The sequence below is a fragment of the Candidatus Falkowbacteria bacterium genome (assembly GCA_026396835.1).
GTDB lineage: Bacteria > Patescibacteriota > Patescibacteriia > Patescibacteriales > Patescibacteriaceae > Patescibacterium.
This window is the reverse complement of the sequence record JAPLWA010000004.1, coordinates 82881-106255: the sequence shown is the minus strand read 5'-3', so window position 1 is coordinate 106255 and position 23375 is coordinate 82881. Positions and strand designations below refer to the sequence as shown.

Annotated in this window: 21 protein-coding genes and 1 tRNA gene; 10 read left to right on the top strand and 12 right to left on the bottom strand. The window is 35.7% G+C overall.

Annotated features, from left to right (window positions below):
* Positions 1 to 60: 60 nt before the first annotated feature.
* The 5 genes from gap to NTY12_01505 all read right to left on the bottom strand — a co-directional run bounded on the left by gap (position 61) and on the right by NTY12_01505 (position 5374).
* A complete protein-coding gene (gene gap / locus NTY12_01525) occupies positions 61 to 1068 on the bottom strand; it encodes a type I glyceraldehyde-3-phosphate dehydrogenase (GenBank protein MCX6792682.1) in 1008 nt (335 codons plus the stop codon).
* A gap of 169 nt (positions 1069 to 1237) precedes the next feature.
* Positions 1238 to 1792, bottom strand: coding sequence for a cytidylate kinase family protein (locus NTY12_01520; protein MCX6792681.1), 555 nt, complete (start codon positions 1790 to 1792; stop codon positions 1238 to 1240).
* Between the two features lie 117 nt (positions 1793 to 1909).
* Positions 1910 to 2833: an RluA family pseudouridine synthase gene (locus tag NTY12_01515; GenBank protein MCX6792680.1), complete on the bottom strand. Its 924-nt coding sequence runs from the start codon at positions 2831 to 2833 to the stop codon at positions 1910 to 1912.
* Complete coding sequence (locus NTY12_01510) at positions 2830 to 3930, bottom strand: glycosyltransferase (GenBank protein MCX6792679.1); 1101 nt, start codon at positions 3928 to 3930, stop codon at positions 2830 to 2832. Before NTY12_01510 ends, NTY12_01515 begins: the two co-directional genes overlap by 4 nt.
* 7 nt (positions 3931 to 3937) lie before the next feature.
* Positions 3938 to 5374, bottom strand: coding sequence for a flippase (locus tag NTY12_01505; GenBank protein ID MCX6792678.1), 1437 nt, complete (start codon positions 5372 to 5374; stop codon positions 3938 to 3940).
* A gap of 76 nt (positions 5375 to 5450) precedes the next feature.
* Between NTY12_01505 and NTY12_01500 the strand changes: the two genes are divergently transcribed.
* Genes NTY12_01500 through NTY12_01485 form a run of 4 tightly spaced genes read left to right on the top strand, consistent with a single transcriptional unit; the run spans position 5451 to position 8812 of the window.
* The gene (locus tag NTY12_01500) at positions 5451 to 5849 is read left to right on the top strand and encodes a pilin (protein ID MCX6792677.1); all 399 of its coding nucleotides are present in this window, start codon (positions 5451 to 5453) and stop codon (positions 5847 to 5849) included.
* A gap of 4 nt (positions 5850 to 5853) precedes the next feature.
* Entirely contained in the window at positions 5854 to 6867 is a 1014-nt protein-coding gene (locus NTY12_01495; GenBank protein MCX6792676.1) for a hypothetical protein, read from the top strand.
* A 10-nt stretch (positions 6868 to 6877) separates the two neighbouring features.
* A complete protein-coding gene (locus NTY12_01490) occupies positions 6878 to 7747 on the top strand; it encodes an ROK family protein (GenBank protein ID MCX6792675.1) in 870 nt (289 codons plus the stop codon).
* A gap of 6 nt (positions 7748 to 7753) precedes the next feature.
* A complete protein-coding gene (locus NTY12_01485) occupies positions 7754 to 8812 on the top strand; it encodes a prepilin-type N-terminal cleavage/methylation domain-containing protein (protein MCX6792674.1) in 1059 nt (352 codons plus the stop codon).
* Between the two features lie 73 nt (positions 8813 to 8885).
* Here the strand turns inward: NTY12_01485 and NTY12_01480 are convergent, their stop codons facing one another.
* Positions 8886 to 9389 carry a YgjV family protein gene (locus NTY12_01480; GenBank protein MCX6792673.1) on the bottom strand — a complete coding sequence of 168 codons (504 nt, stop codon included), beginning with the start codon at positions 9387 to 9389 and terminating at the stop codon, positions 8886 to 8888.
* 23 nt (positions 9390 to 9412) lie between these two features.
* Complete coding sequence (gene thrS / locus NTY12_01475) at positions 9413 to 11164, bottom strand: threonine--tRNA ligase (GenBank protein MCX6792672.1); 1752 nt, start codon at positions 11162 to 11164, stop codon at positions 9413 to 9415.
* A gap of 597 nt (positions 11165 to 11761) precedes the next feature.
* Here thrS and NTY12_01470 point away from each other — a divergent pair.
* A complete protein-coding gene (locus NTY12_01470) occupies positions 11762 to 12643 on the top strand; it encodes a hypothetical protein (protein ID MCX6792671.1) in 882 nt (293 codons plus the stop codon).
* 89 nt (positions 12644 to 12732) lie between these two features.
* Here the strand turns inward: NTY12_01470 and NTY12_01465 are convergent, their stop codons facing one another.
* Together NTY12_01465 and NTY12_01460 are read right to left on the bottom strand one after the other, a co-directional pair.
* On the bottom strand, positions 12733 to 14037 hold the full coding sequence (locus NTY12_01465) for a hypothetical protein (protein ID MCX6792670.1): 1305 nt from the start codon (positions 14035 to 14037) through the stop codon (positions 12733 to 12735).
* 59 nt (positions 14038 to 14096) lie between these two features.
* Positions 14097 to 17651 (bottom strand): DNA polymerase III subunit alpha, encoded by a 3555-nt coding sequence (locus NTY12_01460; GenBank protein ID MCX6792669.1) that lies wholly within the window; start codon positions 17649 to 17651, stop codon positions 14097 to 14099.
* A gap of 151 nt (positions 17652 to 17802) precedes the next feature.
* Between NTY12_01460 and NTY12_01455 the strand changes: the two genes are divergently transcribed.
* Positions 17803 to 18252 carry a histidine phosphatase family protein gene (locus tag NTY12_01455; GenBank protein MCX6792668.1) on the top strand — a complete coding sequence of 150 codons (450 nt, stop codon included), beginning with the start codon at positions 17803 to 17805 and terminating at the stop codon, positions 18250 to 18252.
* Between the two features lie 64 nt (positions 18253 to 18316).
* Here NTY12_01455 and NTY12_01450 read toward each other — a convergent pair whose 3' ends face one another.
* Together NTY12_01450 and NTY12_01445 are read right to left on the bottom strand one after the other, a co-directional pair.
* A complete protein-coding gene (locus NTY12_01450) occupies positions 18317 to 19180 on the bottom strand; it encodes a ParB/RepB/Spo0J family partition protein (protein MCX6792667.1) in 864 nt (287 codons plus the stop codon).
* A gap of 153 nt (positions 19181 to 19333) precedes the next feature.
* Positions 19334 to 20113 (bottom strand): AAA family ATPase, encoded by a 780-nt coding sequence (locus tag NTY12_01445; protein ID MCX6792666.1) that lies wholly within the window; start codon positions 20111 to 20113, stop codon positions 19334 to 19336.
* Positions 20114 to 20184: 71 nt separating this feature from the next.
* On the opposite strand from NTY12_01445, the gene NTY12_01440 reads away from it, so the two are divergent.
* The 4 genes from NTY12_01440 to prmC all read left to right on the top strand — a co-directional run bounded on the left by NTY12_01440 (position 20185) and on the right by prmC (position 22675).
* A tRNA-Leu gene (locus NTY12_01440) sits at positions 20185 to 20266 on the top strand.
* Positions 20267 to 20342: 76 nt separating this feature from the next.
* On the top strand, positions 20343 to 20645 hold the full coding sequence (rpmE, locus tag NTY12_01435) for a 50S ribosomal protein L31 (GenBank protein ID MCX6792665.1): 303 nt from the start codon (positions 20343 to 20345) through the stop codon (positions 20643 to 20645).
* A gap of 145 nt (positions 20646 to 20790) precedes the next feature.
* A complete protein-coding gene (gene prfA / locus NTY12_01430) occupies positions 20791 to 21843 on the top strand; it encodes a peptide chain release factor 1 (GenBank protein MCX6792664.1) in 1053 nt (350 codons plus the stop codon).
* Entirely contained in the window at positions 21800 to 22675 is an 876-nt protein-coding gene (prmC, locus tag NTY12_01425) for a peptide chain release factor N(5)-glutamine methyltransferase (GenBank protein MCX6792663.1), read from the top strand. The genes prfA and prmC overlap by 44 nt, the downstream gene beginning before the upstream one ends.
* A gap of 41 nt (positions 22676 to 22716) precedes the next feature.
* Here the strand turns inward: prmC and NTY12_01420 are convergent, their stop codons facing one another.
* Positions 22717 to 23088, bottom strand: coding sequence for a hypothetical protein (locus NTY12_01420; GenBank protein MCX6792662.1), 372 nt, complete (start codon positions 23086 to 23088; stop codon positions 22717 to 22719).
* Positions 23089 to 23375: the final 287 nt, after the last annotated feature.

The window sequence follows — 23375 nt, the reverse complement described above, 5'->3', positions numbered from 1 at the left end:
ATTAAGAATTATTTAAAAATTAAAAATTGGAAATTAAAAATTTTGCTACAAAGATTTTAACTAGATTAACTTTCTTTTCTTAAGATATACACATAAGTCAGCCAAGCGGTTACTGTAGCCCCACTCGTTGTCATACCAAGAAATAACTTTCAATAAGTTTCCGGCAACAACTTTAGTTAAAGGCAAGTCAACAATTGTGCTAGCTGGATTACCGACAATATCAATTGAAACAATCGGATCTTCGGTTGTAACAACAATTCCCTTATAGCGAGGAGATTGAGCGGCTTTTACAATAACTTTGTTTACCGCATCAGCAGTAGTTTTTTTCTTAAGTACATAAACTGCATCACATAAAGAAGCCACTGGAGTTGGAACACGGACCGACAAACCATCAAATTTATTAGTTAATTCAGGAATGGTTTGCGTAACAGCAATCGCGGCACCGGTCGTGGTTGGGATCATACTTAAAGCTGCGGCGCGAGCACGGCGTAAATCTTTATGTGGACCATCAACTAAATTCTGATCAGCGGTATATGAGTGAATTGTTGTCATGATCGCTTTTTCAATTCCAAAAGCACGGCGAATAATATCTGTGGTTGGGGCTAAACAATTAGTTGTACAAGATGCCATGGAAAGAATCTTGTCTGACTTTTTAATTTTTTGTTCATTAACACCCAAGACATAGGTATTAGCACCCTTGCCTTTAGCTGGAGCTGACAAAACGACTTTCTTGGCACCAGCCTTAACATGCTTCATGGCTTCAACTGGATCAGTGAAACGACCCGTTGATTCTATTACGATATCTACGTTCATTTTCTTCCAAGGCAACATTAAAGGATCTTTTTCGGCCAAAACTGGGTATTTTACGCCATCAACAACTAATGAATCAGCCGTGGCTTTTACTTTTTTAGAATAAATTCCATAGCAACTATCATAAGTTAAAAGATGCGCTAGGGTTTTAGTGTCAGTTAAATCATTAATTGCGACAACATGCACACCAGGTTTTTCTAAGAGAGCTTTGAACACGGCTCGGCCGATACGACCAAAACCATTTATAGCAATATTCATAAAGGTATATTTATAGTAAAAATTTAATTAGATTTACTATATTATTATAACATAAAATATAAATACGATGGAATTAGTTGTTGGTTGTTGGTTGCTAGACGACGAGCACCTATCAACTAACAACTAGCGGCGAGTAATAGAGGAAGCAAATTTTTAATAAATTTTAAGCCTACTTGGGGATAATTTTTGATTGAATAAATCCCCAGACTGCATCAAACACCTCATCTTTACCTAAATGAGTAGTATCAAAATACCAGTCGTAATTATTTTTATCGTAGACGTCAATTTGAAAATATTTCTCATAGCGTAATTTATCAGATTCCATTCTTTCTTTTTGTGCTTGAATTGCTTCTTCTAAAGAAGAAAAAGCCTCGCCTTGTGTTTGATGATTTTTATCAGCCATAATACGGCGTGCGCCTTCTTCAACATCAACGGCTAAAAATATTTTTAATGAGTGCGGAATAAAATGCCAGGAAGTACGACCTGTAATAACAAAATTATCAGACGTCTTGCCTAAATTTTCTTGATAACGATCAACAATTAAATCTGATTCTGGGTCAGTTTCGCCTTTCTTATTAAGCTCAGCTAAAGTTATGCCCTGCTCTAAGGCCATATGGCGTCGCAAAGCGCCCATATCATAGTATGAATAATTAAGACGTTCAGCTATTTTTAATGCCAAGCTAGATTTTCCAGAACCAGCTGAGCCGCCAAAAGAAATAATCATAATTTTATCACGACCTCATCCCCGACCCTTCTCCAACTTCGTTGGAGAAGGGAAAAATTTATACCCTCGCCAGTCCGCCGATTTGACGGAGAGAGGGTGAGGTCTAGTTCTTAATATTTATTTAATAGTTTCTAAAACTTTTTTAAGGCCAGTCGGCAAGTCAATTGAAAATTCTTGTCGTTCGCCTTTTAAATCAATAAAGGATAAATGAGCTGCCATTAGAAATACTCGACCTAATTTTAGCTTCTTATTTAAGCTTTTATGACGCGCTGTGCCATAAAGGTCATCACCTACCACTGGATGGTTATAAGCCCCCATATGAGCCCTAATTTGGTGTGTACGGCCAGTCTTAATCGTCACAGTTAACAAAGCATAGTTATGGTAATAATGATCAACTGTAAAGTCAGTAATAGCTACTTTACCTGGCTGATTTAAGGGTCGGGCGGCCATACGATAACCCTTACTAGAACGGCCCATTTTAAATCTTATTTCTCCGTCTTGTGGCAAATCAGCTCCATAAACAAGGGCTTTATATTGTTTAACAACTTTCCTACCCTTGAATTGTTTTTTAAGATCATCAAATGACTTTTGATTTTTAGCTACCACAACTAAACCACTGACATCTTTATCAAGTCGATGCACAATACCTGGTCGAATCGGATCATCACCAACTTTTTTTATCTTTGGATAATATTTTACCAACCAATCGACTAAAGAAGTTCTAGTTTCATTATCATTGCCATGCATTAACAGACCAGCTGGTTTATTTATCACTAAGTAATCATCAGTCTCTTTAATAATTTTAATTTTAGGTAAAACAACTTTTTCAACTTTAACTTCGACTACCTTTGATTTTAGTTTAACAGTTTTTAAAATATCATCGGCTTTTATTAAACGGTGAGCTGACACAATTTTATCATTAACTAAAACTTCACCACTCTTAATCATTTTTTGAACTAAACTACGTGACAAAGCAAGCTCAAGCGAAAGCCAAGTATCAAGTCTTTGTCCTACTCCTTTAGCAACTTTAATATTTGTCATGATAATAATTTAGTAAATGAATCAACGAAATTTTCAAATGTTAGTTTTTGTGACATTAAACGCGCTTCCTTGCCGATCTGCTGACAAAGCTCAGTTTCTTGTTGGAGATTTATAAATTGACGAGCTAAAGTTTCAGGATCATCAATATCAGTCATGATACCAGTTTTAGAATTAACAACATCTTCTAACCAAGCTTGCTGAGGTGCAATGACTGGTAAGTTTGAAGCCATGGCACTAATTGCCCAAGACGCATCTTCTAAGCTTGGTCGTTTATTGGCAATAACATAAACATCGAGTTGACCAACCCAGCGCTGGAAATCTACAGTCGGACCAGCTAACCAAACTCTTCTCTCTAAATTCATACGACGAGCTAACCACTGAATTTGGCGACGATTTTTACCTTCTCCAATAATGACTAATTCAATATTTGGACAAACTGTTTGCGCAATCGATAAAGCCGACAATAGACGCTCAGCCTGATCACGCGGCAGACCATACAAAACTGAACCAATAACAAAGCGACCGCGATTTGTTTGCTCAGCTAAAGTTTTAAAAATTGAATGCTGCTGTAAATGGGCCGAAGCAGCCGTTGGCAAAAATACTGAAATATCTTTGTCTCCCACAATTTTGCGTAGTATTTCAGATGACTTATTACCGAAAACAACAAAACTAACATTTTTACTAAAACGTTTGTAAAAAAACTTAATGAAGGGCGACATTTTACTTAAATCTTTTTCAGGATACTCTAACCAAATTAAACGCTTGCCGAACAAACTAACCAATGGAGAAAAAATTATTTTCTCAGGCCAGTGGGCCAGAATTACTGTATTTGGTCGCCAGCGCCAAAGACTAACCATAAAAGATAAGCCAAAAAATAGCCAAATTAAAGGCGATAAAATAACAAATATTAAAGGTGAAACAGAAGGCAGCGAGCTACTCTTAATATCCCAATGTTCATTCTTGCCGCGATGTAATAAACGGCGAGATTTAGTTAACAAAAAAAATGGCTGACGCGTAGCCTTAAAATGGCTTAGCAAATCTCCTAATAAGATCTGCTTGCTTGATGACGTAGAAACAATTAGCAAACGATTCACCATAAGATTATCAATTACGCCAGTTAAGCAGTTCTTTAAGCTCTGCTTTGCTAACAGCTCGGCCAAACCAAGCGATCAAGCCGTAAACTATCATACCAATGAAAACTGCTAAACTCAAACCAAAGGCGCTGACTGTTTCAATTGGCAAATAATAAACTACCAAACCCATAATTATAGCGGCGCCGAAGGACTTTAGGAAGACAATGAAATTGGTTTTAAGCTTTGAATAACGTCGCACCAAAAACCAGGCAAATAAACACATAATGACTTCACTATAAACTGTAACCCAAGCCGCGCCAATATAAGAAAAGCGAGGAATTAAAATAAAATACAAAATTAACGAAGAGATTGCGGTGAAAAGATAAGCTCCGATTAAGCGGCGTTGTTCACCAAAGCTAATCATGGTGTAGCTAAATAAAGCACTAAAGAAAACTCCACCAACGGCAAAAATTAAAACTTTTAATATATCACCTGATTTAGCAAAATCTTCACCCGCAATCAAAACCATAATTGGCGAAGCTAAAACAAAACCACCAACGACAATTGGCCAAACAAGTACCGATGTAGCATTAAAAATTTTAGTCCAGGCTCTTTGATATTCAACATGCTGCTTAGCTTGCCAACGTTTTGATAGAATCGGCAAAACCGTTCCGCCAAGCATAAAGGGTATAGTTACTAGAACATCGATTACTTTATAAGACGCGCCGTATAAACCAACGTCAACTGGGCTTTTCAAAAACGACAAAAGCAAGATATCAGTTTTAAGATAAACTAGATTAAGGACAATTGTTAACATGAATGGCCAAGACAGCTGAAGTATTTCTTTCCAAATTGCTTTATCAAAGGCCATCTTGATTGAAGCATGAATACGAGAATAATAATAATGCAGTAAGAAACTTACAACGTTGGCAATTGCCATGGCCCACAAGATACCTGACAAACCCCAATCAAACAAAGCGGCTACGGCGGTCATAACGAACATAACAACTCGGCTAATTATTTCAGCATAAGCCATTTTGTCGGCTCTTAACTCTTTTTGAAATAAACTTGTAAAAATTTGATTTAACAAAATAAAAAAGAAAGCTATGCTAGAAATAGCGATGCCTTGCCTAATTAGTATGTCATAAGGCGAAAAAACAGCGGCAATTGGCGCAAGCACTAAAATTGCGGCAGCGGTCACAACTCTAAAAGTAAACAAGTTGCTCAATAGCTTGTTCTGATTAGCGCCAGGACGACTAATTAACTGCGTGGTCACCAAAGTTAAGCCCAAATCAGCTGCAATACTGAAAAAAGTAACAAAAGTAATAGCTGTGGTGTAATAACCAAAACCATAGCTACCTAAATAGCGCGTAATTAAAGCCAGCGCCGCTAAACTAAGCAGTGTTCCTATGACCTTGGTAATAACTTGGATAGCCGTATTAAATGCTATTTTCGAGGATAGAGCCATAAAAAATAATAGACCTTAAAACTACCTTGTAGTATAATAAAAACATAACAATTATAAGCTATTATACCATAACTTTATGTTCAAAGCTAAAACATTATTACTGTCAGTTTTAATCACTGGTTTTGCTTTTAGCCCAGCCTTAGTTAGCGCCAACACCTGGACGAATCGAATTGAGGAAGGTGGACTCAATGTCATTGGCTCTCAGGCCTTTGGTGAAAGCGGAGCGCCACAAAAAAGTATTTACTCAATCATAGCCAGAGTTATTAAAGTCATGCTCGGACTTCTAGGAACTGTCTTTGTGGTTCTATTGATTCTTGCAGGTTTTAAATATATGACATCAGCTGGAGATGAAGAAAAAATCAAGGAAGCCGTTGGGCAAATCAGAAATGCCATAATTGGACTTTTGATAGTAGTAGTAGCTTATTCAATTACCTATTACGTTACTCTAAAGGCGATTCCAACCATAATGAAATAAAAACATGCGAATTCTTACTTGGGCAAAATACATATTTTTGACCATCATTGGTCTGTTTTTTATACTTTTTGTACTCAGCTGGACTCATATCTATAAGGCCAGTGAGTTAGAATATGGCGTAACTTTTTCAAGCCAGCAAAGTAAAGACCTAGGACTTGATCCAAAAACCGTCTATTTAGCCATGTTTGATGACTTAGGCGTAAAAAAATTGCGCTTAGCTGCTTACTGGGATCAACTTGAATTAAAACAAAACGAATATAATTGGGATGAACTTGATTGGCAAATTAGCGAAGCTGAAAAAAGGAACGTTGAATTGATTTTAGTTATCGGTCAAAGAGTGCCGCGCTGGCCAGAATGCCATATGCCAGATTGGGCAGAAAATGCCAACACTGAAGATCGACAATCGGCTACTCTTAGCTATATCAAACAAGTTATTAGCCGCTATAAACGACACGCTAATATTAAATATTGGCAAATCGAAAACGAACCTTTCTTAAAATATTTTGGTGTTTGCCCAACTTTTGATAAAAACTTCTTAGATAAAGAAATTGCTGAGGCTAAGTCATTAGACACTAGACCAATCGTTGTAACTGATTCTGGTGAACTTTCTTTATGGATTCCAGCGGCTCGTCGCGCTGATGTTTTTGGCACAACGATGTATCGTGATACTTACTCTAAAGTTTTTAATAGCTACATACATTATCCAATTGAACCAGTTTTCTTCCGTGTTAAAAGAAATATTGCCAACTTATTTGCTCACCCACAAGATTGGATAGTAATTGAATTACAAGGCGAACCTTGGGGCAAAAAAGCTTTTCAAGATTTGAGCCAAGCTGAACGAGATAAAACGATGACGCCAGCTAAATTTCAAGATACAGTTAAATTCATTCAAAAAACTGGTTTTAAAACTTTTTATTGGTGGGGTATAGAATTTTGGTATTGGGAAAAAACAGTCAACAACAATCCGTTTTATTGGGAAGAAGCGAAAAAACTATTTAATCAATCTGCCACTAAGTAAAAAATAATATATGGCGATTAATAAAAATTTTTACATTGGAATTGATGTTGGTGGAACAAAAATTGCCAGCGTGTTATTAGATGAAAAACATAAAACCATCGAACATCTTACTCTAGCTACACCAAAAGACAGTTTAGAACATTTTCTAATCATGGTTAGCGCCGCGGTTGATCCTTTGCTAAAAACAATTGAAAAAAAGAAAGGTCATCTAGTTGGTATTGGTATTGGCGCACCTGGTCCGATTGATCATGCAAAGAATCAAGTTATTGTTGCGCCAAATTTGCCTTTATTAAATAAAGTAAAATTAGGTGAATTAATATTAAAACAAATCAACCAGCCTAATCTCCCCTATTTACTGGATAATGATGCTAATTGCTTTGTTAGAGCTGAAGGTATTTTAGGAGCTGGCGCTAAATCAAATAACTTTTTTGGTATTGGCATTGGCACTGGCATCGGCGGCGGCTGGTGGTATAACGGTGATATTTATCATGGTGGTCATGGTTCAGGTTCTGAGCCTGGTCATATTATTGTAGATTTTGATAATTTAATTACTTTAGAACAAGCTTACCATAAACTAACTCAAAACAATCCAGCAATTTTAGCTGAAGAAGCTTATAAAGGAGATATTTTAGCTGGACAAAAATTTGCAGAAATTGGAGCTTATTTAGGTATCGCCTTTTCTACTATCGTTAATTTATTTGATCCAGAAATGATTATTTTATTTGGTGGAGCTTTAGCTTCAAGTGATCTTTTCTTAAACGCCGCTAAAGAAGCTTTGAAAAAACATACCTTTGCTCGCGAAGCTCACTCTGTGAAATTAATAAAAGGTAAACTCGGACCTTTGGCAGGGGCGATCGGCGCCGCACTACTAATAAAATAAAATATCATGCGATTTATTTTCTCGCATAAAAAAGGTTTTACTTTAATAGAACTTCTAGTTGTCATCGCGATAATCGGTGTTTTATCTACCATGGCTATAATAGCTCTAGGAAATGCTAGAGCTAAAGCTAGAGATAGTAAAAGAGTCGCTGATATAAAACAAATCAGTACTGCTTTAGAATTGTATTATGCAGATAATAATAGTTATCCTACTATTATTACTCCTGGTAATAGCATTGTTTCACCTGACGGAACTAAGACTTATATGGCTACTATTCCTAATAACCCTACACCAAGAAATGATAGTGGTTGTGGTGATAATAACTATACTTACGCTTCTACCCCAGACAACACTAACTATAGTCTTAACTTCTGTCTTGGTAACAACGTCTCTTCAACCCCGGCTGGTATCAACTCTAGTTCTAGTACCGGCGTAGGCACTGCGCCTGGTCTTGTTGGTTGGTGGAAATTTGATGAGGGCTCTGGTACGACAGCTAGTGATTCATCGGGCAATAACAATATAGGAACGTTAGTTAGTAGCCCAAGCTGGCAAACATCAGCTGACTGTAAAAACGGTGGCTGCATAAAATTTAACGGCTCAGGTGATTATGTAAATATTCCTTATAATACAAATCTAGATACTCCAAGTGGAACAACAATTTCTTTTTGGGCAAAATATGTTCTAGCGGCTGGTAATCACGAAATAATAAGGCGTAGCTCAGTTTTTTTTATTAGAGCTATTGAAGGCGGAGGAACTTATACTATCCCATATGTATATGCTGACTTCCCTAGGGGTTACACGGGTTGCGCCTTTACTGACAATGTTTGGTTTCATTTTGTACAAATTTATGACCCAATAAATGATCCTGAACTTAAATCTTATAAAAACGGAGTTTTAGCTGGAGCTGATCCTTGGTTAACCGGCGCCATGCCAAGCGTTGCCACTCCAATTACTATTGGCGGTGACAACAGCGGCTGGAGCTTATCAGTTGATGATGTCAGAATTTACAACAGAGCTCTGTCAGCCGCAGAAGTCTTAGCATTATATAACTCAATTAAGCCTTAAATAAAAACACCCTAATTTCTAGGGTGTTTTTATTTAAACCAACTTACAATTTAAATTGAGAATTTATTTTCAATTACTTTTTTATATAATACCGATAATAACCAATTATTCCGCTCACAAGAAACGAGGCCTCAGTAATAAAACCCATTGGTGAAAGTATTACAGCATTATATATAGCAACAATAGATGTGCCGACCATCATTAATTTCCTCATTAATTTATTATCTTCTTGAAAATTACCGACTATAAATATAACTAAACCAACATAAATTATTAGATCCGTTAAACTTTTATAGGTAAAGAACAAAGAAATTGTATTTAGAGCAATAAAAATATATAAATACTTCTTATTGGTAGTAAAGTAGCAAGTGATAAACCTTAAAACAGAAATAAAAACAATAACGCCTGCCGCAATCTTATTTAAGAGAAAGTAATGAGTACTGATTAAACTTGCAGAAACAATCAAACATAAAAAAGTATATTGTCGTTTTTTAAACTGCATGCTTAAAAAATCAAAACCCATTGCGATACTTACAGCAATTTGAGAAATAATAAACGGCAGCGTCAAATCAAACATAGAAAAAATCTTTAATGATTATATTATTTTCTATCTTTTATTTTTTCTAAAATAGTTTTGAGGAAATCTTCTTTAGACCATTCTTTGGCTTCTTGCTCCCCTCTTTCGCGAACAAATAATTTATCAGAGTTCATTTCCTTATCACCAATTACTAGCATGTAAGGCACTTTTTCATTAGCCGCCTTTCTAATCTTGTTACCAACTGTTTCGTTGCTGGCATCAACTATAACTCTAATATCTTGAGCCTTTAACTCAGCCGCTAGTTTGTGGCAAAATTCATTGTGAGTTTCAGCAACTGATAATAATTTAACTTGTACCGGCGATAACCAAAGTGGGAAAGAGCCAGCGTAGTGTTCGATTAAAAAGCCGATAAATCTTTCGTGCGTACCAAGTGGCGCGCGATGAATACAAATTGGTGTAGCAAAATCACCGCCTGAAGCTTTGTACTGCAAACCAAAACGCTCTGGCACTGCAAAGTCAACTTGGTTGGTAGCTAAAGTAAATTCACGACCAATTGCACTCCAAACTTGAACGTCAATTTTTGGCCCATAAAAAGCGGCTTCATCAGGAATTTCAACATAAGGAATATTTGAGTCAATCAAAACCTGACGCACCATATCTTCTGTCTCTTTCCAAAGCGGAGCGTTGTCAACATATTTTTTGCCTAATTTTTCCGCAGCATGAGTTGAAAATCGCATGACATATTTATCAATTCCAAAGATCTTGAAATATTTCAAATACATTTCATTAACAGCTCTGAATTCAGAAGCAAACTGTTCTTTGGAACAATAGATATGAGCGTCGTTCATCTGTAATGAGCGAACGCGCATTAAACCGAACAATTCACCTGATTGCTCGTAACGGTAAACAGTGCCGTATTCAGCTAAACGAATTGGCAAATCACGATAACTAACATGTAAATTTTCAAAAATCTTATGGTGATGAGGACAATTCATGGCCTTAAGATAATATTTTTCTCCGTCCATTTCCATTGGCGGGAACATACTTTCTTCATAGTATGGCAAATGACCACTTTTTTTATACATTGATTCTTTAGCAATATGCGGCGTCCTAACCCTTAGGTAGTTAGCCTCAGTTTCAGTTTCTTTCGCCAATTTTTCTAACTCATCAATTAAGACAGTACCATTCGGCAACCACAAAGGAAGCCCTGGCCCCACATCTTCGTCAAAAGCAAAAATCGATAACTCTTTACCTAATTTACGGTGATCTCTTTTTTCAGCTTCAGCTAGCATTAATATATATTCATCTAAAGCTTCTTTGTTTTCAAAGCTCAATCCATAAATACGTGTTAACATCTTATTCTTTTCATCACCGCGCCAATAAGCACCAGCTAACTTATGCAACTTAAAACCGTTCAAGCCAATTTGTTTTGTACTTTCAACGTGAGGACCGCGACATAAATCTTTAAATTCTCCTACAGTATAGAAACTAACTTTAGTTTCTCCTTGATCGCGTAGCTCCTCAATAATTTCAATTTTATAAGGCTGATCATTTTCTTTAGCCCACTTCAGAGCTTCAGCAATCGAAACTTCAATTTTTTCAAAGGGTAAATCTTTTCTGACTAACTCTTGCATCTTCTTTTCAATTTTCTTAAAATCTTCTTCAACAATTTTTTCATTACCAAAATCAATATCATAATACCAACCCGTATCAATATCCGGACCGATTGCGAACTTAGCTTTAGGCCAAAGCTCTTGTACAGCATGTGCCATAACATGAGCTAAAGAATGGCGCTTCGTTGTTAGAGGAATCATATGTTTATATTTTATAATTTATTTATCAGTATATAAAAAACCCGCCTTGATAACCAAACACAAAATTTGGTTTTCAGGACGGGGTTTTAATACCTCGCGGTTCCACCTGATTTCCCAGCCAAATGGCCAGGCTCTCTTTAAAATCAACTTAGTCTAATAAATTAGATAAACCATAGTTGGTAGCCATGGCAATCGTTGATATAAACAAATTATAGAGCTCTTGGCTGCGACAAGTCAACTACCCCCCCCAATTCCTAACCCATATTCACGTAAACACTGATATAAATAAGTTGTATAGACTAAGAACTATTAAGGCATTAAAAGAGACAAGGGGTTTGGGGGCTGAATTGAGCGCCGTGATTGGCGATATATGAGGTGAACAAAAATAATAGCGAATTGAAGACCCCAAAACTTTTGTTGCTTTTGGTTACAAAAGCAAGCCCTAGCGGCAGCGTTAGAGTTAATTAAGTCATCTAGGCTAGATTGACACAGTAAGTAAAAAATGATAATTTAGCTTATTAAGTCCTTTGAAAAATATTAGATTAGGTTGGTTTTCTTTGATCTTTTTTAGACCAGAGAAAACTAACTTAAATAATCATGAAAAAAAATAATACAGACAAGCAATATCAAATTATTATTGATAAAGGTAAAAATTATCTGGAATCTCTAATAGTAGATGGATTATGTACGTCTTTTCATCAATTCAGACGTGGTCCTAGCGATGCCTGGACTTCCGCCTGTATTGGTTCAACTTTAGCTACAATCGGAAAAGTAAGAAGTGATATTTTATTTTCACTTTTAAAATTACAGCGTGATTCAGGTGGCTGGGCTTATAATCACCTTGCTTCTGCTGATGCTGATACTACTTTACGTGTACTCCAATTTTTTAATAAAATTGGTTTCTCTGATGTAGCCATAATAAATCCGGCTATAGAATTTATTTATCAACATCAAGATGTGTCTGGAGGAATTTGTACTTTTACTTTAGATGAACTCGCTTCTATGGGGCGCCCAGAACGTATTCGTTATGCCATGCCTCATTTAGATGTCAGTGCACTCGCTTTAAATGTTTTACCTGAGAGTGAACGAAAAGAAAAAATATCAGAGTACGTTTTTTCTCAAATTAAAAATACTTTCAAATCTTATTGGTGGCGAACTAATTACTACGTTGCCTATGAAGTTGGTAAAATGTTTAATGAAAAAACGGATGACTCAATTTCAACAGGTTTAGAGTTTCTTTTATACGCTAAGCTAAAGCAACGAGTACCTGAATGTAAAATAACTAATTTCTGTAAATGGCAATTTCCTGATGGCTCTTTTCCATCTTCTTATCAATTACAACTCCCTCGACCACTACTACAATATTCTATGTCTTCTGAAGAAGAAATAGAATTAGTAGAAGATAATAATAAAATATTTTCTACAGCAACTGCAATTGTGGCTATCTCAAGACAACTCGAAATAAGCAAACGCTTATAAAGATTCACTCCGTAAGGTTTGAATCTTTTTTTATAACAAAAATCAGCCCGAAAAGAGCTGATTTTAAGTAATAATTTGATTGAAGCAAGCTACTTTAACTTTACCGTAATTCTATCAGCTAACTGAGGGGCAATTTCTAAGAAAGAGGGTGTAAAATGCAATTCATAACTAGCAATACCATCTAATCCATCAAGATAACTTTCAACCTGTTTACGATTCAAACCAACTAATTTGCCACGATCAATCAAATCAGTTTCTGATTTTGCAGTCGAGGTTCCGTCAACCAATAATTCTACTTGAGCAATATTGTTTATTGGATCAGCTGAGGTAACTTTAAAGGTAGGCTTAGTATTAGCATCGTCCACTAAAGCTTGCCCATCTTTCAAGCCTGATTCTAAAGTTGTTTTATTTAGATTAACCAATGAATCCTTCTTGAACGCCACAACAATAACTTTACTATTCATTGATATTTTAATTTCTGACTTATCATCACCAACTTTTGAATCAAAAGAAAATGAAATAGATTTATCATCTAACTCATATAGCTTTTCATCATAAGCACTGTAAACACTTTCAATATCTGCCGTAGCCTTCTCTAGTAAGGCTTGTTTAGCGCCAGCCAATGCTTTATCTAAATCATCTTGTGTGACAATTGTTTTTTTAGTTTCGCGATAAGTTACATCACCAGCCTTAGCTTGAGCATAAATTTTATCTTGTAAACCAGCCCATAACCCAGGAATCGTTAACTTAGCGTCAGCCAAAGCAAAAGATGGATCAGCTGATTCTCCGTAAACTTCAGCTTCAACTGAACCGCCGGCTGGTACAACAACATTATTTTTAAGACGCAACATTTGATTGCTAGCCGTTAATAATCTAGTTGTAGCCACCAAAGGCTGATCTTTAATATAATTATTAACAATAATAACATGGCCTGAAACTTCGGCGCCGGTCACCTCACCGCCACTTGTCGGATAAGTGCCGCTATACTCAAGTTCCATTTCTCTAACAATTCCTAAAATACTACTGGCAGGTAAAGTATAAGTTTCCGGTCTATCATAAACTTCAAAAGAAGAACTGGCTTTAACTGCTACAACTTTTGGCGTAATATCAATTTCTAATTTAACAGTTGCAAAATATGCCACCAGGCCCAAAATAGCAATGGCTACCAAAATAAAAGAAATAGCAATTTTGCGATAAAGCCTAAAAGACCAGTGGCCAGGACCAACTGAAGTTGGAGTTCTCATAATTGGTTCTTCAATAACCCGCGCACTAACTAAAGGTTTTTTTAGATTAACCACATGAATAGTTTCGTCGTCTAACTGTTTTTTAACAGTAATATTACCGCTAGCAACGCGGCGTGTACGACGCACTGGAACTTTTCTTTTTTCAGGCATATTATTTTTACTAAATATACTTATATTGTACACCACAATATAAGATGAGGCTAGAAATTTTAGGCAACAATTTGGATAACGCTGCTAAGCTGATCTTTCAAGGCATTAACTAAATCATCATCCTTCTTAACGCGAAAATCAGTTTCAACTATCTTGTCCCCTATTTTCAAATAAACTTTATGCTTACCAGGATATTCACTTAACAAAGCCTTTAATCTCTCTAATGTGTCTGGCAACAGCTCAAGTTGTTTAACAACTAATTTTAAAACTTCATTATTAACCGCTGGTTTTGTCACGGTTTCGCTTTTATTATTAAATTTATTTCTATAACCATTGTAACCATTATTATTACTACTAACAATCGGCCTAAATTCACGCGCTAAAATATTTACGTTCTGTGAAGTTAGCTCGACAGCCTTATTAGCTAATAGCTTAAACTCACTATCTTTATCAGATAAAGTCCCCTGACAAAGAATAGCTCTACCGGCTTGCCATAAACCGCTATTTTCAGCTAACAACTTAGGGAAAACAATAACTTCCATATTACCAACGCCGTCTTCAATCTTTACAAACAACATAGTTTCATTACGACGAGTTAATATTTTTTTCATAGTGGCAATTACGCCGCCAACAGTTATTTCTTTATTGACTACTTCTGCTGAAATCTTACTAAGCGGAATAATTGAATCTTTTAAGGCTTCACGGAAAGTAGAAAAAGGATGCTCGGTAATATACAAACCTAATAATTCTTTTTCCCAAGTTAATTTTTCATCACGCGTTGCTTCTGGGGCACTAACTAATCTGATCTGCGGCATGCCGGTTGATTCAGTCATAGTTGAGAAAAGACTGACCTGACGATTAGTTTTACGTTGACTAAAATCCTTGTGGAAATTAATCATCAAATCAATATTGGCAAGCATTTGACCACGCTCACCTAAACTATCAAAGCCTCCGCTCTTAATTAAACTTTCTAATGACTTACGATTTAAATCTTTATCTTCAATACGTTCTAGGAAGTTAGCAATATCTTGATAAGGTCCATTAGCTTTTCTTTCTTTAATAATAATTTCCGAAATATGTTCACCAACATTTTTAATAGCTTTCAAACCAAAACGAATAGTGGTTGGATTTTCACTTGCCGAAGCGGCATGATTTTCAGCGGTACCGCTTGTTACAACCGTGAAATTATCAAATGATTGATTAAGATCTGGTTGCTGAATAGAAATTTTCATATGGCGGCACTCTTCAATCTCAATCGCAATACGATCAGTATCTTGCTGATCCGAGGTTAGCAAAGCGGCCATAAACTCAGCTGGAAAATTAGCTTTAAGATAAGCGGTTTGATAACCGATCATCGCGTAACAGGCCGCGTGAGAACGGTTAAAACCATAACCAGCAAATGGCTCAATGAAAGCAAAAATATCTGAAGCTAACTTAGTTGATAAACCATTTTTAACACAACCTTCTATAAATTTAATTTTTTGCTCACCCAAAAGTTTGGCAATTTTTTTACCGACTGCTTTACGCAACACATCAGCTTCAGCCATAGTGAAACCAGCTAAAGACCTCGCAATTTCCATAACCTGTTCTTGATAAACAGCCACACCGTAAGTTACGTTCAAAATTGGTTCTAGTTTTGGATGAAGATACTGCGGCTTCTTGCCATGTTTACCAGTAATATAATCTGGAATCCATTCCATTGGTCCTGGACGATACAAAGCTACCATAGCAATAATATCTTCAAATTCGCTTGGCTTTAATTCTTTAAGATAACGTTTCATGCCGCTTGATTCAAATTGGAAAACACCAGTTGTTTCACCAGTTTGGAATAAGCGATAGGTTTTTTTATCATCCAGTGGAATCTTATCAATATCGATTTCAATGCCGCGTGTATTTTTAATAATGTTAATAGCTGATTCAATAATGGTTAGGTTTTTCAAACCTAAAAAGTCCATTTTCAAAAGACCAAGATCTTCAATTGGATGTAATGAATATTGAGAAACAATTGTTCTATCAGATGAAGACGCATATTGAATCGGAACATTATTAGTTAGCGGATCTTTAGTAATCAAAACACCGCAAGCATGAACTGAGGAGTGGCGCGCTACACCTTCTAATTTCAAAGCGTAATCAACAATTCGTCGTGCTTCTGGTTCTTCGTAAATTGCTTTAAACTCAGGCGATCTTTCCAACGCATCCTTAATTTTCATCATTGGTGGAATAGCTTTGGATAATCGATCGCAATAATCGTAAGGATAATTCAAAACGCGACCGACGTCGCGGACTGCGGCGCGTGCCGCCATGGTTCCAAAAGTGATAATTTGTGAAACATGGTCATGACCATATTTATTTTTAACATATTCTAAAACCTCATCGCGGCGTGCATCAGCGAAATCCAAATCAATATCAGGCATGGATACACGATCAGGGTTAAGAAAACGTTCAAACAATAAATTATATTTTATTGGACACAAGTTAGTAATACCAACTAAGTAGCAGACTAAAGATCCGGCTGCACTACCACGACCTGGTCCAACTACAATTCCCTGATCCTTAGACCAGTTAACAAAGTCAGCCACAATTAAGAAATAAGATGGCCAACCCATTTTCGCGACCACGCTTAATTCATAATCAAGACGATCACGATAAAGCTGATCAACTTCATCATAATTTTTTCCATAACGCTTAATCAAACCTTCTAATGCTAAATGACGCAAATAAGAATTACCGTCAAAGCCAGAAGGCACTTCAAAATATGGTAATTGAATTTTGCCTAATTCTAATTCAACCTCGCAGGCTTCAGCGATTTTCAAAGTATTAGTAATTGCTTCAGGCGTTTCCTTAAAAGCTTCAATCATTTCTTTATTTGATTTCAAAGAATAATTGACGCCCAACATGGACATGCGGTTAGTATCTTCTTTTTTACTTTTATTTTGTAAGCACAATAAAATATCTTGCGCTTCATTATCATCAGCGCGCAAATAGTGCGTATCATTAGTTCCTATCAAAGGTAATTTATGTTCACGTGCTAAATCAACTAACAATTTATTTAGCTTAACTTGGTCAGGTAGTTCTGGATGATCTTGTAATTCAAGATAAAAATTATCAGGACCAAATAATTTGCTATACTCTTCAATTTTATTTTGCGCGCGATCAATTTTTCCAGCCATTAATAAACGAGGAATTTCTCCGGCTAAACAAGAACTGGTCGCGATCAAACCTTCGCAATTTTCAGTCAATACTTCCCAGTCAATACGCGGACGATAATAGTAACCTTCTAAGTGTGCGATAGAAGTTAGTTTAATCAAATTCTGATAACCAATATTATTTTTGGCTAATAAAAGAAGATGATAGTAATTTCTATCATTAATTGCCTTAGTGGTTTTATCACTACGAGCGGCAGGAGCTAAATAAGATTCAACACCAATAATTGGCTTGATGCCAGCCTTCTTACATTTCTCATAAAATTCGACCACGCCGTACATAACGCCGTGATCGGTTAGAGCAACTGCTGGAGAGCCCTCAGCCTTAGCTGCTTCAACTAAATCATCAATCTTAGTTAAGCCGTCTAAAAGCGAATAATGACTATGAACATGGAGGTGGACAAATGACATAAGGGAGCTATAAAGATACCCTATTTTATCACGATTTTTGTGTCACAAGCAAGGCCTAAAATTTAATTGACAAGACCAAATTTAGCTGTTATATTCAGGTTAAAATATACAACAAATTAACGTACATTTTAATAATTTAATATAATTAATAATGAATAAAATTATTCTTTTTAGACACGGCGAGCATGAAGATGATTGCCTGACTAACGAGGGCAAAAAACAGATTCATGAATTAATGCAAAAATTAGATATTTTTATTGGCAAGAGCCAAGACATAAAAATATTTACCTCAACATTCGCCAGAACCAAAATGAGTGCAGAAATTATTGCGCAAGGCCTTAAAGTCGAAAAAATTACCACAATTAATATCATAGGTGAAGATGATATTGATGAAGACAAAATTTACGATTTTATTAAGAGTGAAGAAGCTCAAGCCGAAATCGTAATCTTGGCCACTCATGTTCAACATGTTCGCTTCTTTCCACAATTTTTTTCTTTTGTGGAATGGGCCACAGACAAAGAGATTGATGAAATCGAACCCGGCGAAGCAGTTATGATTGATTGTCTTGATAAAAAAATAATCGAGCTCAAGCGATCATAATATTATTTGCACAATTTTAAAAAAGTACCAGTTCAAATGAACCGGTACTTTTCTTTTTGCTAAATTAATCTAATTTTTTCATAACTTCATTCAACTCATCATCTGAGTAAAAATGAACAATAACCTGTCCGCCTTTTTTCCCGCGTTTGATTTCAGTCTTAGCGCCAAAAAATTGTCGCAAACGCAATTCTTTATCTTTGTCTGCATAATCTATTTTAACGCGTGCTTGTTTTGTTCCGCCCATGCGACGAGCTTCTAAAATTGTATCATCAACTGTGAGACGACGAGTTTTTATGCGATTAAATAATTCAAACTGTTTAGCTTCAGAATCTAAACCAACTAAAATTTTGGCATGCCCTTCAGTAATTTCACCGTTAACTAGCGCCAACTGAATTTCACCAGGCAAATTTAAAATACGTAAAGTATTAGCTACCACTGGTCGTGATTTACCAAGTTTTTTAGCTAATTGCTCTTGATTAAGATTAAATTCTTCAGCTAATTGTTTATAGGCCAAAGCTAATTCCACTACGTTTAGATCTTCTCTTTGAATATTTTCAATCAAAGCAATTTCTAATTTTTCTTGATCATGCGCTTCGCGAACAATAACCGGTACTTCTTTTAAGCCAACAACTAAAGCGGCGCGCAACCTTCTTTCTCCGGCAATCAACTCATAACCATTACTCGTCTTAGTCACAACCAAAGGTTGAATAATGCCGTACTCGCGAATTGATTGCACTAATTCATTTATTGCCGGATGAGAAAAATTAGTTCGTGGCTGGCGTGGATTAGCTTTAATTAAAGCTGGACTAATTTTCAAAACTTGACCATCAACTGGTAAATCAGAGTCGATCAAAGTATCGCTTGCCAAATCGTTATTTTGTTTTTGAGGAATCAGGGAGCCAAGTCCCCGACCAAGGCCAGTGTTCATAAAGTTAATTTTATAATTTTATAATTTTATAATTTTTAGTTAATTTTTAATGTCTTAATTTTTAGTTTAAAAAATAAAAATTTGTACATTAATTATAAAATTAAAAATTAAAAACTATAAAATTCTATGTTCATTATATCATCAAACTATATTTCAAGCACCTGACTTATTATCATACAAATGGATTAGCTCCAGTGCTAACTTTTCATAGGCGCGACCGCCTTTTGATTTTGGATCATAATGTAAAATCGAACGACCATAGCTTGGTGATTCAGCCAGCTTAACACTTCGTGGAATAACACTGCGAAAAATACGATTTGGAAAATACTGATACAGCTCATTCATGACGGATTCTGATAAACGGTTTCTTTTATCATACATTGTTATAACCGCTCCTAAAATACCTAAGGTTGGTTTCAAATGATTCTGAACTAGATTAATAGTATTTAATAACTGACCTAAACCTTCCAAAGCATAGTATTCACTCTGCACTGGAATTAAAACTTGATCAGCGGCCACCAAACTATTAATAGTTAATAAACCTAAAGAAGGCGGACCATCAATAATAATATAATCATAATCATTTCTGACTGTTTCTAATAAATTCAAAAGTCTTGATTCTCTATTATCTACGGAAACTAATTCGATACCAGCGCCGGCTAAGGAAACAGTGGAGGGCGCCACGGTCAAACGATCTTGAACAGTTCTTTTTAAAACACTGGCCAAATCACGCAAACCAATCAAAGCTTCGTAAACGCCAAACTCTAGTTTATTATGATCAATACCTAAACCAGAAGTAGCATTAGCTTGCGGGTCAATATCAACCAAAAGCACATGTTTTCCAAGATGAGCTAAATATGAAGCAAGATTAACAGCGGTCGTTGTTTTACCAACGCCGCCTTTTTGATTTACAATAGAAATAATTGATCCCATAGCATGTTTATTATAGCTTCTACGAGTGGCTTTGACAATTAACTATTTTTTATTTACAATTGACCCCGTTAGCCTCGATGGCGGAATTGGTAGACGCACACGACTCAAAATCGTGCGGAGCAATCCATGAGAGTTCGATTCTCTCTCGAGGCACAAATTGTTTCATAACCTTTGACATTAACCAAATCTTATGTTACAATCCTGTGGTATTTAAATCAGTAAAAAATCTATGAAAAAGGATATTCACCCACAATATTACCCTAAAGCCAAAGTTGAATGTGCTTGCGGCAATGTTATTGAAGTTGGTTCAACTATAAATGAGCTAAAAACTGAATTATGTTCAGCTTGCCACCCTTTCTATACTGGTAAGCAGAAATTGGTTGACACAGCTCGTCGTGTTGAGAAATTCCACGCCAAAGTTACAGCCAAGGCTGGTCTTAAGACTGTTCGTGGTAAAACCGCCAAGCGCGCTGCTAAGGCAACTGTTAAAGCAGCTGTTAAGAAAACCAAAACTACAAAGGCTAAGAAATAACTACTCTAAAACCGATCTGCGATTGATTGATAGTTTATGCTATCATTAATCATGGGTCGGTTTTTTTGTTACTCGTTGTTGGTTGTTAGTTGCTAGACGACGAGCACCTATCAACTAACAACCAACAACTAAGCACTAAACATCTATGCACGAAGACATAAAGCAACAATTCAAAGAGTTAGAAAGCGAACTCATGAGTCCGGAGCTTCAGGCTGACCGAGAAAAGATGAAAGTTATAGCTAAAAAACATGCAGCCTTGAAAAAAGCTGTCGACATGATTGAAAAATTAGAAAAAGCGACAACTGATTTTGAAGCTAACAACAAAATAATTTCTGAAGGTGGTGATGAGGAATTTAAGGCCATGGCTGAAACTGAAAATAAAGAATTAAGTAAAAATATAAAAAAACTAGAAATTGAGCTTAAAGAAGAACTCTTCCCTGCTAACCCACTAGACAGAAAAAATGCAATCGTCGAAATTCGCGCTGGTACTGGCGGCGACGAATCAGCTTTATTTGCAGCGGAAATATTTCGTATGTACACTCGCTTTGCTGAAAGACAAGGTTGGAAAGTTAATGTCTTAGATTCAAGCCAAAACGGTATAGGCGGTTATAAAGAAGTTACTTTCACGGTTGAAGGTGACGGAGTTTATGGTTTATTAAAATATGAAGGCGGCACTCATCGCGTGCAGCGAGTTCCCGAGACTGAAAAGGCTGGTCGCGTCCACACTTCAACTATTACCGTGGCTGTTTTCCCTGAAGCTGAAGAAGTTGATATTGAAATTAAAGCGGCTGATATTAGAATTGATACATTTTGTTCTTCTGGACCTGGCGGACAAAGCGTTAACACTACCTACTCTGCGATCAGAATCTTACACATTCCTACTGGCATGATTGTTTCTTGCCAAGACCAAAAGTCACAGCATCAAAATAAAGAAAAAGCTTTACAGGTTTTACGTTCACGTTTATTACAAAAAATGGAAGACGAGAAACGCGCCGCAGATTCTAGCGCTCGTAAAGAAATGGTTGGTGGTGGTGATCGCAGCGACAAAATCAGAACTTATAATTTTCCTCAAGACAGAATTACCGACCATAGAATAAACCAGAACTGGCATTCTATTAAATTAGTCATGGAAGGCGAACTTGATCCAATTATTTATGCACTCAAAGACTTTGCCAATAACAATAAAACAAGCGCTTAATAGCGCGATGATTGAACTAAAACGCTCCCGAATTCCGGAAGCGTTTTTAGACTCGCAAATTTTATTAAGCTTTGTGTTCAACCAAGACAGAAGCTGGCTCATTGCGCATGACGAAAAAGAACTAAACAAAAAGCAAATTTCACTCTATAAAAAGCTTATACAAAAAAGATCTAAATGGTGGCCAGTAGCTTATTTAACTAAAGAAAAAGCGTTTTATAATAAATCATTTTTAGTGACCCCAAAAGTTCTAATTCCCCGCCCAGAAAGTGAATTAATAGTTGAGACTGTTTTAGATAAAATTAATAATAGCTCTAAAACATTTTCTTTAATTGATATTGGCACTGGTTCCGGTTGTTTAATTATTAGTATTTTAGCTAATAACAAGAACCAAAACATTAACCAAGCCATAGCGATTGACATATCTAGCCAGGCTCTAGTAATCGCTAAAACTAATGCTAAAAACAACAATTTAACTAAAAAAATTAAATTTATTAAAAATAATCTTTTACAAGATATTTATCTTGAAGATGATTCTAAAACCGACGAGCTTATTATTCTAGCTAACCTGCCCTATCTTAAACCAAGTGGAATGAAAGAGCCATCTATTAAACATGAACCAAGTAAAGCCTTGCTTGGTGGAGCTGATGGTTTAAGTTTATATAAAAAATTAGAAAATCAATTAAACTTAATCAAAGAAGATTACTTAAAACCAATTACTTTAATTTGTGAAATTAATCCAGGACAAAAAAATGGTTTAAAAAAGATCTGGCCCAAAACTAAGTTTTTAAAAGATCTCGCCAAAAAAACTAGATTAGGAATTGTAAAATTATAAAAACGATTCTCTATTAGAAAATCGTTTTTTATACATATCTATTAAGCCACGAAATATTTTAAGCAGCGTATAAACCCCACTTTCTTGTCTGGATTATATATAAGTTGAAACTTACATTTTCCAGTATGATTACTATTAAAAAATGCACGAACTTCGTAAAATCCATCTTTAATAATGTGGCCATCAATAAACTTAATTTTTAACCTTACTTTTTTAGAAGTAAATTTAAAAAAACATACATCAAAAAAACTTAGTAGACCGTCCTTGACTGTAAATGTTAAAAACGAAGAATTACGTAAAAACCTACTTTTACATGGTCCATTGATAATAAAATAATGTTGTCTATCGGAGAGATGACTTCTAACAAATTCTATTTCTTCTTCTTTTTTCCTTTTCTTTGTTTCATTTTTCAAAATATTATACTCCTCTAAATTTGTTAAAAAATGTTTATTTAATTATTAAGAACTATTAATTAATCACCACTTTAGACTTTTTATTTATATTTGTCAATTACTCCACCCCACTCACCCCTAACCCCTCTCTGCCCCTCCGGGGCAAAGAGGGGAACTATAGATAACAGCTATATTTATATTAGACTTTTTTGTTTTGATTTATATAATAACCACCGATAGATTAGTTTTAATATTGTTACTAACAATAGTTAAATCTAAAAATTTGATATATAAACTTCCCCTCTTTG

Excerpts from the sequence above, each read along its gene's own strand:
- NTY12_01460 (MCX6792669.1), bottom strand. The coding sequence starts at position 17,651 with ATGTCATTTGTCCACCTCCATGTTCATAGTCATTATTCGCTTTTAGAC.
- prmC (MCX6792663.1), top strand. The coding sequence starts at position 21,800 with ATGCACTCAAAGACTTTGCCAATAACAATAAAACAAGCGCTTAATAGC.
- NTY12_01520 (MCX6792681.1), bottom strand. The coding sequence starts at position 1,792 with ATGATTATTTCTTTTGGCGGCTCAGCTGGTTCTGGAAAATCTAGCTTG.
- prfA (MCX6792664.1), top strand. The coding sequence starts at position 20,791 with ATGCACGAAGACATAAAGCAACAATTCAAAGAGTTAGAAAGCGAACTC.
- gap (MCX6792682.1), bottom strand. The coding sequence starts at position 1,068 with ATGAATATTGCTATAAATGGTTTTGGTCGTATCGGCCGAGCCGTGTTC.
- NTY12_01505 (MCX6792678.1), bottom strand. The coding sequence starts at position 5,374 with ATGGCTCTATCCTCGAAAATAGCATTTAATACGGCTATCCAAGTTATT.
- NTY12_01480 (MCX6792673.1), bottom strand. The coding sequence starts at position 9,389 with ATGTTTGATTTGACGCTGCCGTTTATTATTTCTCAAATTGCTGTAAGT.
- NTY12_01500 (MCX6792677.1), top strand. The coding sequence starts at position 5,451 with ATGTTCAAAGCTAAAACATTATTACTGTCAGTTTTAATCACTGGTTTT.
- NTY12_01465 (MCX6792670.1), bottom strand. The coding sequence starts at position 14,037 with ATGCCTGAAAAAAGAAAAGTTCCAGTGCGTCGTACACGCCGCGTTGCT.
- NTY12_01495 (MCX6792676.1), top strand. The coding sequence starts at position 5,854 with ATGCGAATTCTTACTTGGGCAAAATACATATTTTTGACCATCATTGGT.
- NTY12_01485 (MCX6792674.1), top strand. The coding sequence starts at position 7,754 with ATGCGATTTATTTTCTCGCATAAAAAAGGTTTTACTTTAATAGAACTT.
- rpmE (MCX6792665.1), top strand. The coding sequence starts at position 20,343 with ATGAAAAAGGATATTCACCCACAATATTACCCTAAAGCCAAAGTTGAA.
- NTY12_01445 (MCX6792666.1), bottom strand. The coding sequence starts at position 20,113 with ATGGGATCAATTATTTCTATTGTAAATCAAAAAGGCGGCGTTGGTAAA.
- NTY12_01490 (MCX6792675.1), top strand. The coding sequence starts at position 6,878 with ATGGCGATTAATAAAAATTTTTACATTGGAATTGATGTTGGTGGAACA.
- NTY12_01510 (MCX6792679.1), bottom strand. The coding sequence starts at position 3,930 with ATGGTGAATCGTTTGCTAATTGTTTCTACGTCATCAAGCAAGCAGATC.
- thrS (MCX6792672.1), bottom strand. The coding sequence starts at position 11,164 with ATGATTCCTCTAACAACGAAGCGCCATTCTTTAGCTCATGTTATGGCA.
- NTY12_01455 (MCX6792668.1), top strand. The coding sequence starts at position 17,803 with ATGAATAAAATTATTCTTTTTAGACACGGCGAGCATGAAGATGATTGC.
- NTY12_01470 (MCX6792671.1), top strand. The coding sequence starts at position 11,762 with ATGAAAAAAAATAATACAGACAAGCAATATCAAATTATTATTGATAAA.
- NTY12_01450 (MCX6792667.1), bottom strand. The coding sequence starts at position 19,180 with ATGAACACTGGCCTTGGTCGGGGACTTGGCTCCCTGATTCCTCAAAAA.
- NTY12_01515 (MCX6792680.1), bottom strand. The coding sequence starts at position 2,833 with ATGACAAATATTAAAGTTGCTAAAGGAGTAGGACAAAGACTTGATACT.